Consider the following 14,755-nt stretch of genomic DNA (forward strand, 5'->3'; position numbering starts at 1 on the left):
CCGCCGCCACGCGGTCACGTCCCGGCACGTCTCAGGTCAAAACCCGCTCTCAGGCCGGCTGGAGCATATTCATCCGATCATACACATCCGCCGCCGCATCGGCGAACAGCGCCTGACAGGCCACGATCCCATCCCACAGCGCCCGGCTGGCCACCGCATCATCGTCGGAGGGGTGATAGGCCCGGGCCAGATCCTCGTCGATTTCGAGATGCGAAGGCCCGTCATGCACCTCGGTATGCGCCTCGCCCCAGGTCCACCGCCCCTCGGGGAACAATGCCAGGAATCGCGGCGACTCGCATAGATACGCCGCCATTTCCTCGGCAATGTATTCCGTCCCCGCCAGCCAGCAGAAAAACGCCACCGGATCGCGCGTGGTCGCCTGCGCCACCAGCCGCTCGACGCCATCGACAAGCTGATATTCCGCGAGATCGACCCGGCGCGCCCGCGCCCCCTCCTGCCACAGCAACGCGTGGGAGCCCTCTTCCTCATGCATTTCCCGAACCGCCGCCCGCGCCATGTCGAAATACGCATGGGTCCGCTCGCGTCCGAACCGTTCCACCAGCGGCCGGATCGGCAAGCCCGCCACCTGGCGGTCGATCGCCTTCTCGAACGCATCCACGAACGGCCAGAACCCCGAAAGCAGTGCCGCGACCGCCGCGGTGTCTCCCTCCGCGCAGGCACGCAGCAGCGGCGCGCCGCGCACCTGGGCGCGCATGAACTCGCGCAACGCGCCCCGATCGAGAATCGTGTCTCCATAGAGTAATGCGTACATTTTTCGCTCCTGATGATTTTCACACTTGCCCATGCAAGTCTCACTGGCTTAAATGCGCGCGCGGCTGACTACAATTATTCTTTTGTATCTGGCCGACTGACGTTTGTTTTGATCAAATAAATAGATTTTTGGCCTTATTTTTATGAATTTCATTTTTTATTAACTATTGCGGCGCTGACATGCTACCGAAATCGCCCTGCGGCGCTCCGTATGATCCTGGAAGGAGCATTCACTTGCCCGATACTTCGAACCTGCGATCCCCACGCGACGAATCCCGTTCAACTTTCCGTGACAACGCTTCCCTCGTTTCGCCAACTGAACCATACCGATTCCCGAATGTCATGAAAAACTTACACCCACCGCTTCGGGAGTCCGGTGCTTCCGATCGCTTCCGCGTGGCGCAGATCGACGCGGCGGTCCGGCTCGCACCGATCTCCGCGCTTGCGAGCGCAGCGACGGTTTTCGTCGTCGTCCTGTCCTTCTGGCCTTACGGCGACCACGCCTATCTGATCGCGTTGTTCCTCGCGATCCAGTCGGTCGTCCTCGCCATCCTGTTCGGATGCTCGCGCTGGGCCGGTTCTTCCTCGCGCTCACCCCGAACGGCCATGACAGCCGCGGTTGCCGGCGGCGGCGCGCTCGGCCTGCTCTGGGGCACCATGCCGATGGAACTCTTCGCCACCGGCGATTCCAGGGAACAACTCCTGATCACCGGCACAGTGACCGGCCTGATCTGCACCGGCGTGGTCGTCGCCCCCCTGGTGCGCGCGGCACTGGCCTTCATGCTCCCGATCATCGCCGGCTCGTTCATCGCCCTGGCTCAAACCGGTGATCGCTTCTTTCTCTTCATCGGCTCACTGCTCGCCTTCTACGCCCTGTTCGTGAGTTTCAGCGCCATCTACCTCTCCCGCCTGTTCCAGGAGCGCTTCACCGAACAACTCCGGGTCGAAGATCAGGCCGCCACAATCAGGCTGCTCCTGCGCGATTTCGAGCGCACCGCGAGCGACTGGCTCTGGCGCACCGACAGTCTCGGCCGGCTGCGCGACGTTTCGGACCGCTTCGCCGATGCGCTCGACGCCTCATCGATGGATCTGGAGCGCGCCCCCTTCATCGACATTCTCAGGAATGCCCATGACGGCACCCTCGCCTCCGATCACGCCTCGCTGGACGAACTGCAAAGCTGCATGACCGCCTCCCGCCATTTCCGCGATTGCGTGGTCGAGGGCCGTGCCCATGGCGAGCGGCGCTGGTGGTCCTTCACCGGAGCTCCGGAATTCGATGCGCAGGGCAATTTCCTCGGCTATCGCGGCGTCGGCTCCGATGTCACGATCGCCCGTGAAAGTGCCGCGAAAATCGCCTACCTCGCCAGCCACGACATGCTGACCGGCCTGCCCAACCGCGCCAGTTTCGAGCAATCGATCGGTCACGCCTTCGAGGGCCTTGCGTCAAATGAGGAGCATTTCGCCCTGCTCTGCATCGATCTCGATGGCTTCAAGGCGGTCAACGACACCTGGGGTCATCCGGCGGGCGATGCGCTGCTGCGCGCCGTGGCTGGACGGTTGCGTAGTTGCGTGCGCGAGCGCGATCGGATCGCCCGCATCGGCGGCGACGAATTCGCGGTCATCGACCGCTCGGGTGAACCCGGCAGCGCCACCGCCCTGGCCAGCCGGATCATCGAACATCTCAGCGCGCCCTACCAGATCGACGCGATGGATTTCTCCATCAGCGCCAGCATCGGCGTCGCCTACGCGCCCCACCACGGCATCGATCTCGGATCCCTACTGAAAAACTGCGACATCGCCCTCTACGAGGCAAAACTCACCGGACGCCGCAACTACCGGGTCTGCACCGTATAGCGTGCCCGCTGGCAGCGGCTGGCATCCTCCCGGCGTCGCGGTCGATCGGAAAACCCCGTCACGCCGCCTCCGCGTCCACCTTCCGCGCCCGCAACCGCCGGATCCGCCGCGCATCCGCATCGGTCACCAGAAACTCGATCCCCGAAGGATGGCTCAAAACCTCACCCCGGATCGGCACCCGTCCCGCCATGGTGAACACGAGGCCCCCCACCGTGTCGATATCGGTCTCGCGCTCCTCCTCGGTCAGCACGTCGCCGAACACCGCGACGAAATCCTCGATCGGCAGCCGCGCATTCAGATCGACGCTGCCATCCTCGCGCTCGATCAGCAGCGGCCCCTCGACCTCGTCATGCTCGTCGTCGATATCCCCCACGATCGTCTCGACCAGATCCTCGATCGTCACCAACCCATCGACCCCGCCATATTCGTCGATCACCAGTGCCAGATGGGTCCGCCGCTGGCGCATCTGCAGCAGCAGATCGAGCACCGGAATCTGCGGCGCCACCATCAACGGCTTGCGCAGGATCGCCCGCAGCGAAAACGCGGGAGCCGGCCCGGTATAGCCCAGCACATCCTTGACATGGACCATCCCGAGCACGTCATCGAGATGCTCGCCATACACCGGCACCCGCGAATGTCCCTCGCGCCGCATCTGATCGATCGCCTGATCCAGCGTCACATCCGCCCGCATCGCAACAATGTCCGCGCGCGGGATCATCACGTCATCGGCGGTAAAGCCGCGCAACCGCAGCACATTCGCGATCAGCGCGCGCTCCTGCCGGTCGAGCCCGGTGCCCCCGCCATCCTCGGCATCGATCTCGGCATTGGCCTCCTCCATCAGATCGCCGATCTGCTGGCGCAAATCCGGCCGCTCGCGGATTTTGTGCAGCAGCTTGGTGAACCACGACCCGCTCACGACTGATGCTTCCACGGGTTCGGCACCCGCATCCGCGCCAGCAACCTGGTTTCCAGCCGCTCCATCCGCCGCGCCTCGCCCGCCCCGTGATGATCCTCGCCCGCGAGATGCAGCGCGCCATGCATCACCAGATGCGCCAGATGATGCGCCGGTCGCCGCCCCGCCGCCCGCGCCTCGCGCAACACCACGCCGAGCGCGAGAATAATCTCCGGCGGCGATTCATAGGTCAGCACATTGGTCGGCTTGTTCCGCCCCCGATCCCGCGCGTTGAGCCGCCGCACCGTCGCATCGTCGCTCAGCACCACGGTCGGCGCGCAACCCGCGAGCGCGAGCGCCCGGCCCACCACCCGTTCGGGTGCGGTCACATGGCGGCGCCATCCGGCATCGGCGATAATGATGTCCCCCCGCGCCGGAACCCCGGCGCAGGGGAATTTACTGTAAGGTTCGGAAGGCTCCATCAGCGGCCGCGTTCGCGTTCCTGTTGCGCTGTCATCCGCTGCTCATACGCCTCGACGATCCGTGCCACCAGCGGGTGGCGCACCACATCGCCCACCCCGAAGCGCGCAACCCCGATCCCCGGTACACCTTCGAGCGTGTCGAGCGCATCGGCAAGGCCCGACCGCGCCCCGCTCGGCAGATCGATCTGCGACAGATCCCCGGTGATCACCATCCGGGTGCCTTCACCCATCCGGGTCAGGAACATCTTCATCTGCACCGGTGTGGTGTTCTGCGCCTCGTCGAGAATGACGAAGGCATGAGCAAGCGTCCGCCCCCGCATGAAGGCGAGGGGAGCGATCTCGATCTCGCCCGCCGCCATCCGCCGCGTCATCAGATCGCCCGGCAGCAGATCCTGCAACGCATCGTAGAGCGGTCGCAAATAGGGATCGACCTTCTCCTTCATATCGCCCGGCAGAAACCCCAGCCGTTCCCCGGCTTCGACGGCGGGGCGGGACAGCACGATCCGCTCGACCCGCCCGGAAATCAGCATCGCCACCGCCTGAGCCACCGCCAGATAGGTCTTGCCGGTCCCCGCCGGCCCGATCGCGAACACCATCTCGTGCTTGGCCAGCAATTCGATATATCCGGTCTGGCCCGGGCTGCGCGGCCCCACCGCCCCTTTGCGGGTGCGGATCGCCGGCAGGTCCGAAAGCGGCAGGCGCGGATCGGCACCCGGATCGACCAGCCGCGCCGCGGCATCGACCTCCCCGGCATCGATCGCCTCGCCGCGGGCAAGCCTCTGATACAGCGATGAAAGCGCGCTCTCCGCCGCCTCCACCCGGCTCGCCTCGCCCGAAATCGAAACCCGGTTGCCCCGGCACGCGACCCGCACACCGAGCCGCTGCTCGATCCGCGCGAGATTGCGGTCGTGATCTCCGACAAGAACGGACAGCAAGCCGTTGTTATTGAACGTCAAAGTGCGGGATAATGAAGCCGGCGGTGCGATGATCTGGCTCACGCGGCGATTTGCTCCTGGTTGATTGTGCCCATCAGTGAATTGGGATTGGCGGATGTGATTGTCACCTCGGTCATTGTCCCGGGCCCGATCGCACCGTCCGCAACCCCGGCCCCGGCGACCACGACCGGTTGCAGATAAGGCGAACGCCCCGCGACCTGCCCGGGATACCGCCCCGCTCCGGTGAACAGCACCTCGAACCGCCGCCCGACCTGCGCGCGGTTGAATGCGTGCTGCTGATCGCGCAACAAGTCCTGCAATTCCAGCAGCCGCTCATGCGCGAGGGCAGGGGCCACCTGCGCCACCGCATCGGCAGCCGGCGTTCCCGGCCGGCGCGAATAAGTGAAACTATAGGCCAGCGCAAACTCCACCTCGCGCACCAGTGCCATCGTCGCCCGGAAATCGGCATCTGTCTCGCCGGGAAACCCGATGATGAAATCGCTCGAAAACGCCATGTCGGGCCGCGCCGCCCGCAACGCCTCGATAATCCGGCGAAACCCCGCAACGGTATGGCGCCGGTTCATCGCGGTCAGGATCGCATCGGACCCCGACTGCACCGGCAGATGCAGAAACGGCATCAGCTTGGCATTGCGCCGGTGTGCCGCGATCAGATCATCGCCCATGTCGCGCGGGTGCGAGGTGGTATAGCGCAGCCGCCCGATCTCGGGGATCTCGGCCAGCGCATCGAGCAGCCGCGCCAGCGACCAGTCCCGCCCATCGAGCCCTTCGCCGTGCCACGCATTCACATTCTGGCCGAGCAGCGCAATCTCGCGCGCCCCCCGAGCGACCAGCCGCTTCGCCTCCGCAATGATCGCCGCCGCCGGCCGGCTCTGCTCCGCCCCGCGCGTATAGGGCACCACGCAGAACGTGCAGAACTTGTCGCAGCCTTCCTGGATCGCAATATTCGCGATCGCCCCCTGACCCGACTGATCCTCCGGCAGGAAATCGAATTTCTGCTCCGCGGGAAACGCGGTATCGATCACCGATGCCCCGATCACCGATGCCCGCTTTGCCTCGACCGCCGCGATCAGTTCAGGCAGTTTGTGATAGGCCTGCGACCCGACCACCAGATCGACATAAGGCGCCCGCCGCAAAATCTCCGCCCCTTCGGCCTGGGCGACGCACCCCGCCACCGCGATCATCATCCGCCCGCCGCGCGCCTCCTTCACCGCCCGCAACCGCCCGAGCGCCGAAAACAGCTTGTCCGCCGCCCGCTCGCGAATATGACAGGTGTTGAAAATCACCATGTCGGCATCGTCGGTCGCGACCTCCCGATACCCGATCGGCCGCAGCACATCCGCCATCCGCAGACTGTCATACGCGTTCATCTGGCAGCCCCAGGTCACGATATGCAGGGTGCGTAACGCGGCGTCGTCATGGCGTACAAAGACGGGTCGGGTAGTGGCGGTGCGGGTCGTCGTTTCGGTCATTCCTGATCATCCGGGCATGAAATCAGCCCGTCGATGTGCCGAGTTGCCGATGCGGTCAAGCGCGCCTGAATGATACCTGCCCCGAGTCCATGGTCCGAGTCCATCAATCGAGTATCGCAGACCGACCGCCCGTCATGTCAAGACTTTTCCGATGACGCTTCGGCTTCAACGTCCCGCCCCTGGCGGATCTGCGCCGCAACCGCCCCGATCCGTGCCTCCAGCGCCGCGCCGAGCTGCTTGCGCCCGCCCGCAACCACCAGCGGCGGATCGATCACGATCCGCGCCCGCCAGTCATGCCGTCCGAGTTCGGCGTAATGCGAGGCAATGTCCATATCGCCATACCACGCCACCAGGGGTCGGTTGCGCCGGCAGATCGGCAACCCGTCCATCCGGTCGTAAACGATCGTCACCGCCTGCACGATCGGCCTGGTCGCATCCCCCGCGAGGGCGAGGAATGTCGGATGAAACGGCATCACCCGCGCCCCGTCCGAGGTCGTGCCCTCGGGAAACAGGATCAGATTATCCCCGGCGGCCAGGCGCTCCTGCATCGCATTGCGCTCGCCCGCCGCCGCGCGATGCCGGCGCGAGACGAAAATCGTCCGCCCCGCCGCCGCCACCCAGTTGATCCCGGGCCAGCGCGCAACCTCCGCCTTCGCCACGAAACACCCCGGCAGCACCGCCCCAAGGGCGACGATATCGAGCCATGAACTATGATTCGCCACAAAAATCACCGGCCGCCCGTCTCCCTGCGCCACCGCGCCGCTGACATCGAGCCGCAACCCCACGATCCGCGCCACCCCGCCCCAGTAGCGCATCGGCAATCGCTGCTTGCCCGCCCCTGGCAGCCGGATCAGCACCATCTGCACCGGCAGCAGAACCAGCGTCCAGACCACGAACACCACCAGCCGCCCCAGCATGCGCAGGGTCGCGACCACCCCTAACCCCGACAGAAGCCCCGCGTCACGGCGCATCCCCCTTCAGCATCGTCCGCAAATCCGCAATGATCGGCCCCGGATCAACCCCGAGCGTATCCCGCAGCACATCCGCCCAATCCCCGACATCCTCAACCCGCGTCGGATTGTCGCGCAGCAATTCCCGCTTGATGAACGGATACCCCGACAGCAGCAGATGCCGCCACAAATCTGAGGTCGGGTTGAGCGGCTTGCGCCGGGCGATCGCATCGCGCAGCCGCAGCACATGCAGCCAGCGGGTCAGGTCGAGCGGATCGTTGCGCGTCGATCCGTCTCCCGCCAGATACTCGGTCAACTGGTCGCGGCTGATCTGCTTGGTCAACATCTCATAGGGCCACAGCACCGAAACCCGCAGCCCCGCCTTGATCATCGCCTGGGTCATGCCGATCTCATATTTCCCGATCACATAGGCTTTCGAAGGTGCCGGGATCACCTGCGCCCAGAATTTGCGGAACGCCGCCGAGCGGATCGCCCGCGGCCCGAACGCCACGAAATACGACTGCAGATGATACCGCCGCTGCCAGCTTTCGGTCAGTCCCCAGACATCCGCCTCGGCATAATCGAGCCGTAACAGCGTCGCCTCCAGCGGTCGCACCGGTCCGAACACGCTGTCATTGACGATGATGATCTCCTCGGTCTCCGCCTGCGGCAAATTCAGCGTCTCGATCCCGTCCCGCCAGCCGCCGAAATCATACCCGATATTGCGCCGCACCAGCACGCCCGCGCACAGGGTCAGAAGCCGCGCCTCGGCATTGGGCTCGATCTTGCCCGCATTGGTCACGAAAACGACCGACCGTCCCGATTCCGCCAGTTGCGCGATATAGCTGAACAACGCCTCGCGAACCCGCCCGCCGCGATCCCAGTGCAAAAACAGCACCACTTTCGGCCCGAGCGAAATCCCGGTGACCGGCTTGCTGACGATCACCTGATGCGGGCTGCGCAACCGCCCGAGCACCCCTGCCACCGCAAGCGTGACCGCCGCACGAACCGCGCTGACCCCGAGCCAGAGCCGGCGCAACACCGCCATCATCGTGCCCCCCGCCGGTGAGTTCCGCCGCGAGATCATCCGGAGCGCCCTGATACCGCTTCAGCATGGCCCGGCCCAACGCGGTCGCCTCCGCCGCCCGGTCGGTCCGGTGCAGCGCGATGATCTCGCCCCGCAGCGACTCCCAGAACAGCGCGGGTGCCGCCTCGCCCTCGCCAAGCTCCAGCGCAAAACCCCGGCGCACCGCAGCGAAGGCCGCTTCGGCCCGGTGCGGCTGCGCCGGTTCCTGCAGATCGAGAACGCCGAGCGCATACCCGGCACTTCGCAACCCCTCCGTCGTCGCCTTCGCGTAATTGACAAAATCCTTTTCGATCCGCGAGCGCAGCCGCCCCGCCCCGGCAAAATCCCCCCTCGCCACGGCGGTGACGAACCCGGCGGTCGCCAGCGCCTGAACCCGCGCCGGTTCGGCATCGGCGTCGAGCATGTCGAGCAATCCCACCAGCCCCTCGATATCGCCGGATTCCGCCGCGAATCTCGCCTCCGTCGCGATCAGATCGGCACGGCTCGCCGGATCGAGCAGGGTAATATCGATCATCCCGAACAGCGGTCGCGCCTCGTCCTCGCGCCCGAGATGGATCAACCGCAACGCGGCCTGCGCCCGCGCATCGGCACAAGCCACCGCCGTCAAACCGGGCAGGCGCGCGACCAGATGCGGCACATCCGCCGGATCGCCCCTGACCAGCGCAAGCGCGACCAGCGCGATCGACGCATCAGCCCCATCCTCGTCATCCCCCCGCCGCGCCCACGCCTCGATCGGCGCGCCCTCCCGCAGATCAATCGCCTCGTCGTAACGCCCCCGGTTGACCAGCGTCACGAAGGCCCCGAGCGTGATCTGCCGCCGCCGCTCCTCATCGATCCCCACCCCGGCAATCCGTCGCGGCGCCATCGCCGGATCGCCGGTTACAAGGTCGAGAATCGCAAGCCCGATGACCGCATCCAGCCCCTCCAACGTCGCCGGATCGGCCATCGCCTCGATCCCCTCCGCCCGCGCAAACGCCTCGGCATCCTGATACCGCGCCGCATTCACCAGCCGCGAAAACGCCCCGATGATCAGCTCGCACCGCCGCGCCTCATCAATCGCCAGCCCCGCGAGCCGGGCCGGCACATCCATCGGGTCCCCGGTCGCCAGATCGAGCAGCGCCAGCGCCAGCCGCGCATCGTGCCCGGCGACATCATCGCGCGCCACCGCCCGGCTGACGATGTTCTCGGCATCCACGAACAGTATCGCCTCCTCATGCCGCCCGGCATCGACCAGCCGGCAGAACGCCTCCAGCACGATCTGATCGCGCCGCGCCGGATCGAGCGCCACCCCGCGCAGCAGTCCCGGAACCGCCACCGGATCGGCGGTCCGCTCGATCACGATCGCCAGCGCCGCCCGCGCATCCGCCGCCACATCATCCTCGCGCCGCAGCGCCGCGGCACTCACCGCCCCGATATGAAGCGCCGCCTCCCCGTACCGCCCGCCATTCGTCAGGCGCACGAACCCACCCAGCAAAATCTCATCCGCCGCGGTCTCTCCGGCATCCATCATCCCCGCGATCATCATCGCCTCCGCCGGATCGCCGTCAGGCGCCAGCGCCATCTGCCCGCGCACGATCATCGCATCCCGCCGCACCAGCGCGGGCAGATCATCCAGCTCATCCAGCAGCCCATACCGCCCGACCATCTCCCGCGCCGGATCGATCGCCCCCTGATTGACCAGTTCGACCACCACCCGCCACGTCGCCGCCGCAAGCTCACCCCGCCCGACCGGCAGCGACCGCAGATAATCAACCCGCCCCAGCGTCTCCGGTGCCGCCACCCGCGCCGCCTCGATCGCCGCTTCCGCCGCCCCGCGCCACACCAGTTCCTCGGCCAGACCGTCGTTCAGCGTCGCCTGTGCCAGAGCGGAATGAAGTGCCTGCGCCGCCATGCCCGCGAGCGTGAACATCGCCCCCGCCTGCGGTCGCAGCACCGGCTCGGCGCGCAACCGGCTCGCCTCGGCGTATAAAATCATCCCGAGATTCAGCGGCATCGCATCCTTCAGCGCAGCCAGCCCGATCCCGAAAAAATCCGCCGGAACCTCCCGTAACTCATCGAGATCGAGCCCGAACCGCGCCCTGATCGCCGGCCACAGCAAACCCCGCGCCGTCCGCGCCGCCGCCCAATCCAGATCCACCACCGCCTCGAACATCGCGCGCCCGGCAAACCCCAGCCCCAGATCGCTCCCGGTCGGCACCGCCGCCGCCCGCGCCGCCAGATAATTCCGAAACCGCGCCCGATGATCCGCCCGCTCGTCGGTCACCACCCCCGCGATCGCCCCGGCATAGGCCACCAGCGTCAGCCCGTCCCGCCCGACCACGACATCGCCGAACCCGGCCGCCGCAAACAACCGGCGCAAACTCGCCTCGGTCTGAAACACCATGTGAATGCCCGGTGCCAGCAACTGCGCCAGCGCCGCCTCCGGCGTCTCGCGCCTGATCGCCTCGCCATCCGGCGTCGTCAGCAGCAACACCCCGTCGCGCGCCAGCCGCGCCCGCAACGCTGCCAGCAGGGCAGGGGGTTGCTCGACATGCTCGATCACCTCGGTCGCCGCGATCACGTCCCAGATCCGCGCTTCCGGGTCGGCCTGCGGAAAATACCCATCACGGATCTCGATCGCGAGATCCGCCGCCCCCAGCCGCGCCATCGGCGACGGATCGATGCCCATCCCCTCCCAGCCCAGCGCATGGATCGCGAAATCCAGCCCGAACCCGTACCCGCACCCGATCTCCAGAAACCGCGTGCCCCCCGGCCGGTCGATCCGCCCGAGCGGTGCCGTGATCGGCACCAGCCCCGCGCCCTGCTGGATGTGAAACTGATGCCAGCCCCAATCCATCACATCCGGATCATGATAATTCGGCACCTTCAGCGGCGGATAGAACCGCGCGGTGCAGGATGGACACATATAAACCGGCTTGCGATCGCCCTGCGGCAGCTTGGGCGCCACCCAGGCCACATCCAGTACATGCGGCTTGTCCCCCGCCGCACCGCAATTCGGGCACACCCCCTGATACGCCGGCTGATCCGATGCCGGCCAGTCGATCCGGATGCCGCCCGCCGGCACGTCACCATCCTCCCGCCCGGGCACGCCGGATGTGCTCAAGCGAACAGCGCCGGCACCCGGGCCCGCAGCGCTTCGGTCAACTCCTCCCGCCGCGCCCACAGCGCATGATACCAGTCGGTCCGCGCCCGGACCTGATACGCCAGCATCCGCCCCGCGCTCACCTCGGCCCGCGCCGCCTCCGCCAGCCGCCGCGCCGCATCGGGGTAGGCGAGCAGCCGCAGCAACTGCATCCGCAGATGATCCGGGCTGCGGAACAGCAACCCGGTCTCGCCCTCGCGCACGCTCGCCTCATACACCACCGGGCTGCACAGCGAGACCACGCGCGCCGCACTCGCCTCCAAAAATTTCAGATCCGATTTCGCCTGATTGAACACGGTATCCTGCAACGGCATGAACGAAATCTCCGACTGCGCGAGCAGCCCCCGATAGGTCGGGTAATCGCAGGTCGGCACGAACGTCTTTTCCGTCGTATCCAGCGCATCGAAAAACCCGCGATCATGCACCACGGTCACGGCAAGCCGCGCCCCCACCGCCCGCAGCACCTCGTTCAGCACCGGCATATACGGCGCCCAATCCTCCTCGCGGTTCAGCGCCCCGAAAAACAGCGTCATCCGCTCGGGATCGGCGAAATTCACCGGCGTCGGCAGTTCCGCCACCGCGTTCGGAAACACCGCGATCTCGGGATTGAACCCGCACAGCACCGCCGCCAGCGCCTCGGTACTGGTCTGCACCGCATGCACCGCCGTGAACGTCAGCAAATCCGCCTGCGAAACCCCGCGCGCCTCCAGAAATCCCGGATGATCGTCGAATTCCGACACCACGACATACCCGCGCCGGATCAGCTCGCGCACCCGCGCCAGCCCCGGCTCGCCGAGCAGCAGCGGCCGGTGCAGCACCGCCACCTGCGCCCCGCCCTCGAATATCGGGGTCAGCTCGCTCTCCGGGCGAATACTGGTCAGCAGCGAGGCATCGGTCGCCATCGCCCGCACCGGCTCGATCACCCGCGCATCGGAAACCCCGCCCACCGGCGGCAGCATGGTGGCGCCGAGCACCAGCCGGGGCCGCGGCTGCTTCTTCGCCCGCCACACGAACTGGATCGGCGCCGCCCGGTTCAGATAATCCCCGGTATCGATCCCCAGCGCGCCGAGCGCCGGTCCCATCGCCTCGACAAACCGCGCCGCCTCGGTCGGATCGACCGGGCGCGGCCGCACATCGCACACCGTCAGCCCGGCCCGCTCCAGCGCCGCCCCCATGGTGCGCGGGGTGAACCACCGCAGATGCGTCCGGTCGAGCAACCCGGCATCCTCATAATCGAAACTGCCCTTGAGCAGCCGGTAGGTGATGCTCCAATGCTCGACATTGGGAAAACACACCAGTACCGTCCCATCCGGATTGAGCACCTCGACATGCCGCGCCAGTACCGCCCACGGATCGGCCAGATGCTCCAGCACATCGCCATACACCAGGCAGTCGACCCCCTCGGACAAATCGAAGGGAAACGCCTCGGTCTGCACGTCGCACACCGCCGCCTCGGTCAGCCGGGTCCGCGCCACCTCGATCGAACCGGGATCGATATCCACGCCCAGCATCCGCGCGCGCGGATTGCGCCGCAGATACGCCGCCCCGATCGCCCCGCCGCCGCACCCGATATCGATCAGCGTGCGCGCGGTCAGCGGCATGGTCTCGACCAGATCGGGATTGGCGAAATCCGGATACGCCCCGATCATCGCAAGCCCATGCTGATCGCGCCGCACCGCCTCCTCGCCCGCCGGTCCGGCGGTCTGCCCCTCGTGAGCGGTGGCGACATCATCCATCGGCAAGGTCCTTCTCATCTCTGCCCATCACGGCATGGTCATCGTCAGCATCATCATCGTACGCGTCAGCATCGGCAGTCACCGGGCGCTGCCCGCGTCCCACCCCATGATACACGAATCCCGCCGCGCGCATCGCCGCCGGATCGAAAATATTGCGCAGGTCCACGATCACCCGCCCCGCCATCGCCTGCGCCAGCCGCGCCGGCGCCAGCGCGCGAAACTCGTTCCACTCGGTCATCACCACCAGCAGATCAGCACCCTCGATTGCCTGCAACGCGCTTTCGGCATAAACCACCGACCCCGGCAGCAGCGGTTTCGCCGCACTCATCGCCGCCGGATCGTAGGCCGCAATCACCGCCCCGGTCTCCGCCAGCGCCTCGATCGCGGGAATCGCGGGCGAATCCCGCATATCGTCGGTCTCCGGCTTGAACGCGAGGCCGAGCACCGCGATCCGCCGGCCCCGCAAATCCTCGCCCGCCGGCCCCGCCGCCAGCGCGAAATCGATAATCCTGCGCCCGAGCCCGGCCTTGCGCGCCTCGTTCACCGCCACCACCGCCTCGGTCAGCCGGCTCGGCGCGCGGGCATCCTGCGCGATCCGCGCCAGAGCCAGCGTATCCTTGGGAAAGCAAGAGCCACCGAATCCCGGCCCGGGATGCAGGAACTTCCGCCCGATCCGCCCATCCAGCCCCATCCCGCGCGACACGTCATGAACATCCGCGCCCACCGCCTCGCACAGATCCGCCATTTCATTGATGAACGTCACCTTCATCGCAAGATAGGCATTGGCCGCGTATTTGATCAGTTCGGCAGTCTCCAGCCCGGTCATCAGAACAGGCGTCTCGATCAGATTGAGCGGCCGGTACAGCGCCCGCAAAACCGCCCGCGCCCGCTCGGTCTCCGCCCCCACCACCACCCGATCGGGTCGCATGAAATCGCCGATCGCGCTGCCCTCGCGCAGAAATTCCGGGTTCGACGCAATCTCGACCGCAAGATCAGGCCGCAGCCGCGCCGCCAGCGCCGCCAGCTTCCGCCCGGTGCCGACCGGCACGGTCGATTTGGTCACCAGAACCACCGGATGATCGAGCGCCTTCAGCACCTGCTCCGCCGCCGCGAACACATAGGTCAGGTCGGCATGGCCGCCGCCCCGCCGCGAGGGCGTGCCCACCGCGATGAACACGGCCTCAACCCCGGCAATCGCCTCGGCCAGCGCCCCGGTGAACGAAAGCCGCCCCGCCGCCCGGTTGCTCGCCACCAGCGCATCGAGCCCCGGCTCGTAAATCGGCATCTCGCCCGCCAGCAGCCGATCCAGCCGCGCCGGATCGGTCTCGGCGACACACACCTCGACGCCGAATTCGGCAAAACACGCCGCCGATACCAGGCCGACATAGCCGCCGCCGATGATCGCGATTTTCAATC

The 14,755-nt window shown here is 66.9% G+C and carries 11 protein-coding genes; 1 reads left to right on the plus strand and 10 read right to left on the minus strand.

Annotated features, from left to right (window positions below):
* Window positions 1-49: 49 nt before the first annotated feature.
* Window positions 50-772 (minus strand): hypothetical protein, encoded by a 723-nt coding sequence (locus SIL87_RS09555; protein ID WP_319613944.1) that lies wholly within the window; start codon window positions 770-772, stop codon window positions 50-52.
* Window positions 773-1,167: 395 nt separating this feature from the next.
* On the opposite strand from SIL87_RS09555, the gene SIL87_RS09560 reads away from it, so the two are divergent.
* Window positions 1,168-2,625, plus strand: a complete 1,458-nt coding sequence (locus SIL87_RS09560; RefSeq protein WP_319613945.1) for a diguanylate cyclase domain-containing protein — start codon at window positions 1,168-1,170, stop codon at window positions 2,623-2,625.
* A 58-nt stretch (window positions 2,626-2,683) separates the two neighbouring features.
* Here the strand turns inward: SIL87_RS09560 and SIL87_RS09565 are convergent, their stop codons facing one another.
* From SIL87_RS09565 to SIL87_RS09605, 9 genes are all read right to left on the minus strand, one after another.
* Window positions 2,684-3,541, minus strand: a complete 858-nt coding sequence (locus SIL87_RS09565) for a hemolysin family protein (protein WP_319613946.1) — start codon at window positions 3,539-3,541, stop codon at window positions 2,684-2,686.
* Window positions 3,538-3,999, minus strand: a complete 462-nt coding sequence (gene ybeY / locus SIL87_RS09570) for an rRNA maturation RNase YbeY (RefSeq protein ID WP_319613947.1) — start codon at window positions 3,997-3,999, stop codon at window positions 3,538-3,540. The genes SIL87_RS09565 and ybeY overlap by 4 nt, the downstream gene beginning before the upstream one ends.
* Window positions 3,999-4,997: a PhoH family protein gene (locus SIL87_RS09575; RefSeq protein WP_319613948.1), complete on the minus strand. Its 999-nt coding sequence runs from the start codon at window positions 4,995-4,997 to the stop codon at window positions 3,999-4,001. The genes ybeY and SIL87_RS09575 overlap by 1 nt, the downstream gene beginning before the upstream one ends.
* Window positions 4,994-6,424: a tRNA (N6-isopentenyl adenosine(37)-C2)-methylthiotransferase MiaB gene (gene miaB, locus SIL87_RS09580; RefSeq protein WP_319613949.1), complete on the minus strand. Its 1,431-nt coding sequence runs from the start codon at window positions 6,422-6,424 to the stop codon at window positions 4,994-4,996. Before miaB ends, SIL87_RS09575 begins: the two co-directional genes overlap by 4 nt.
* A 137-nt stretch (window positions 6,425-6,561) precedes the next feature.
* A complete protein-coding gene (locus SIL87_RS09585; protein ID WP_319613950.1) occupies window positions 6,562-7,395 on the minus strand; it encodes a lysophospholipid acyltransferase family protein in 834 nt (277 codons plus the stop codon).
* Entirely contained in the window at window positions 7,385-8,176 is a 792-nt protein-coding gene (locus SIL87_RS09590; protein WP_319613951.1) for a rhamnan synthesis F family protein, read from the minus strand. The genes SIL87_RS09585 and SIL87_RS09590 overlap by 11 nt, the downstream gene beginning before the upstream one ends.
* On the minus strand, window positions 8,085-11,564 hold the full coding sequence (locus tag SIL87_RS09595; protein ID WP_319613952.1) for a methyltransferase domain-containing protein: 3,480 nt from the start codon (window positions 11,562-11,564) through the stop codon (window positions 8,085-8,087). The genes SIL87_RS09590 and SIL87_RS09595 overlap by 92 nt, the downstream gene beginning before the upstream one ends.
* Window positions 11,561-13,339 carry a methyltransferase gene (locus tag SIL87_RS09600; protein WP_319613953.1) on the minus strand — a complete coding sequence of 593 codons (1,779 nt, stop codon included), beginning with the start codon at window positions 13,337-13,339 and terminating at the stop codon, window positions 11,561-11,563. The genes SIL87_RS09595 and SIL87_RS09600 overlap by 4 nt, the downstream gene beginning before the upstream one ends.
* Window positions 13,332-14,753, minus strand: coding sequence for a UDP-glucose dehydrogenase family protein (locus tag SIL87_RS09605; RefSeq protein ID WP_319613954.1), 1,422 nt, complete (start codon window positions 14,751-14,753; stop codon window positions 13,332-13,334). Before SIL87_RS09605 ends, SIL87_RS09600 begins: the two co-directional genes overlap by 8 nt.
* Window positions 14,754-14,755 lie beyond the last annotated feature (2 nt).

This window comes from Acidiphilium acidophilum, from assembly GCF_033842475.1.
GTDB classification, from domain to species: Bacteria; Pseudomonadota; Alphaproteobacteria; order Acetobacterales; family Acetobacteraceae; genus Acidiphilium; species Acidiphilium acidophilum.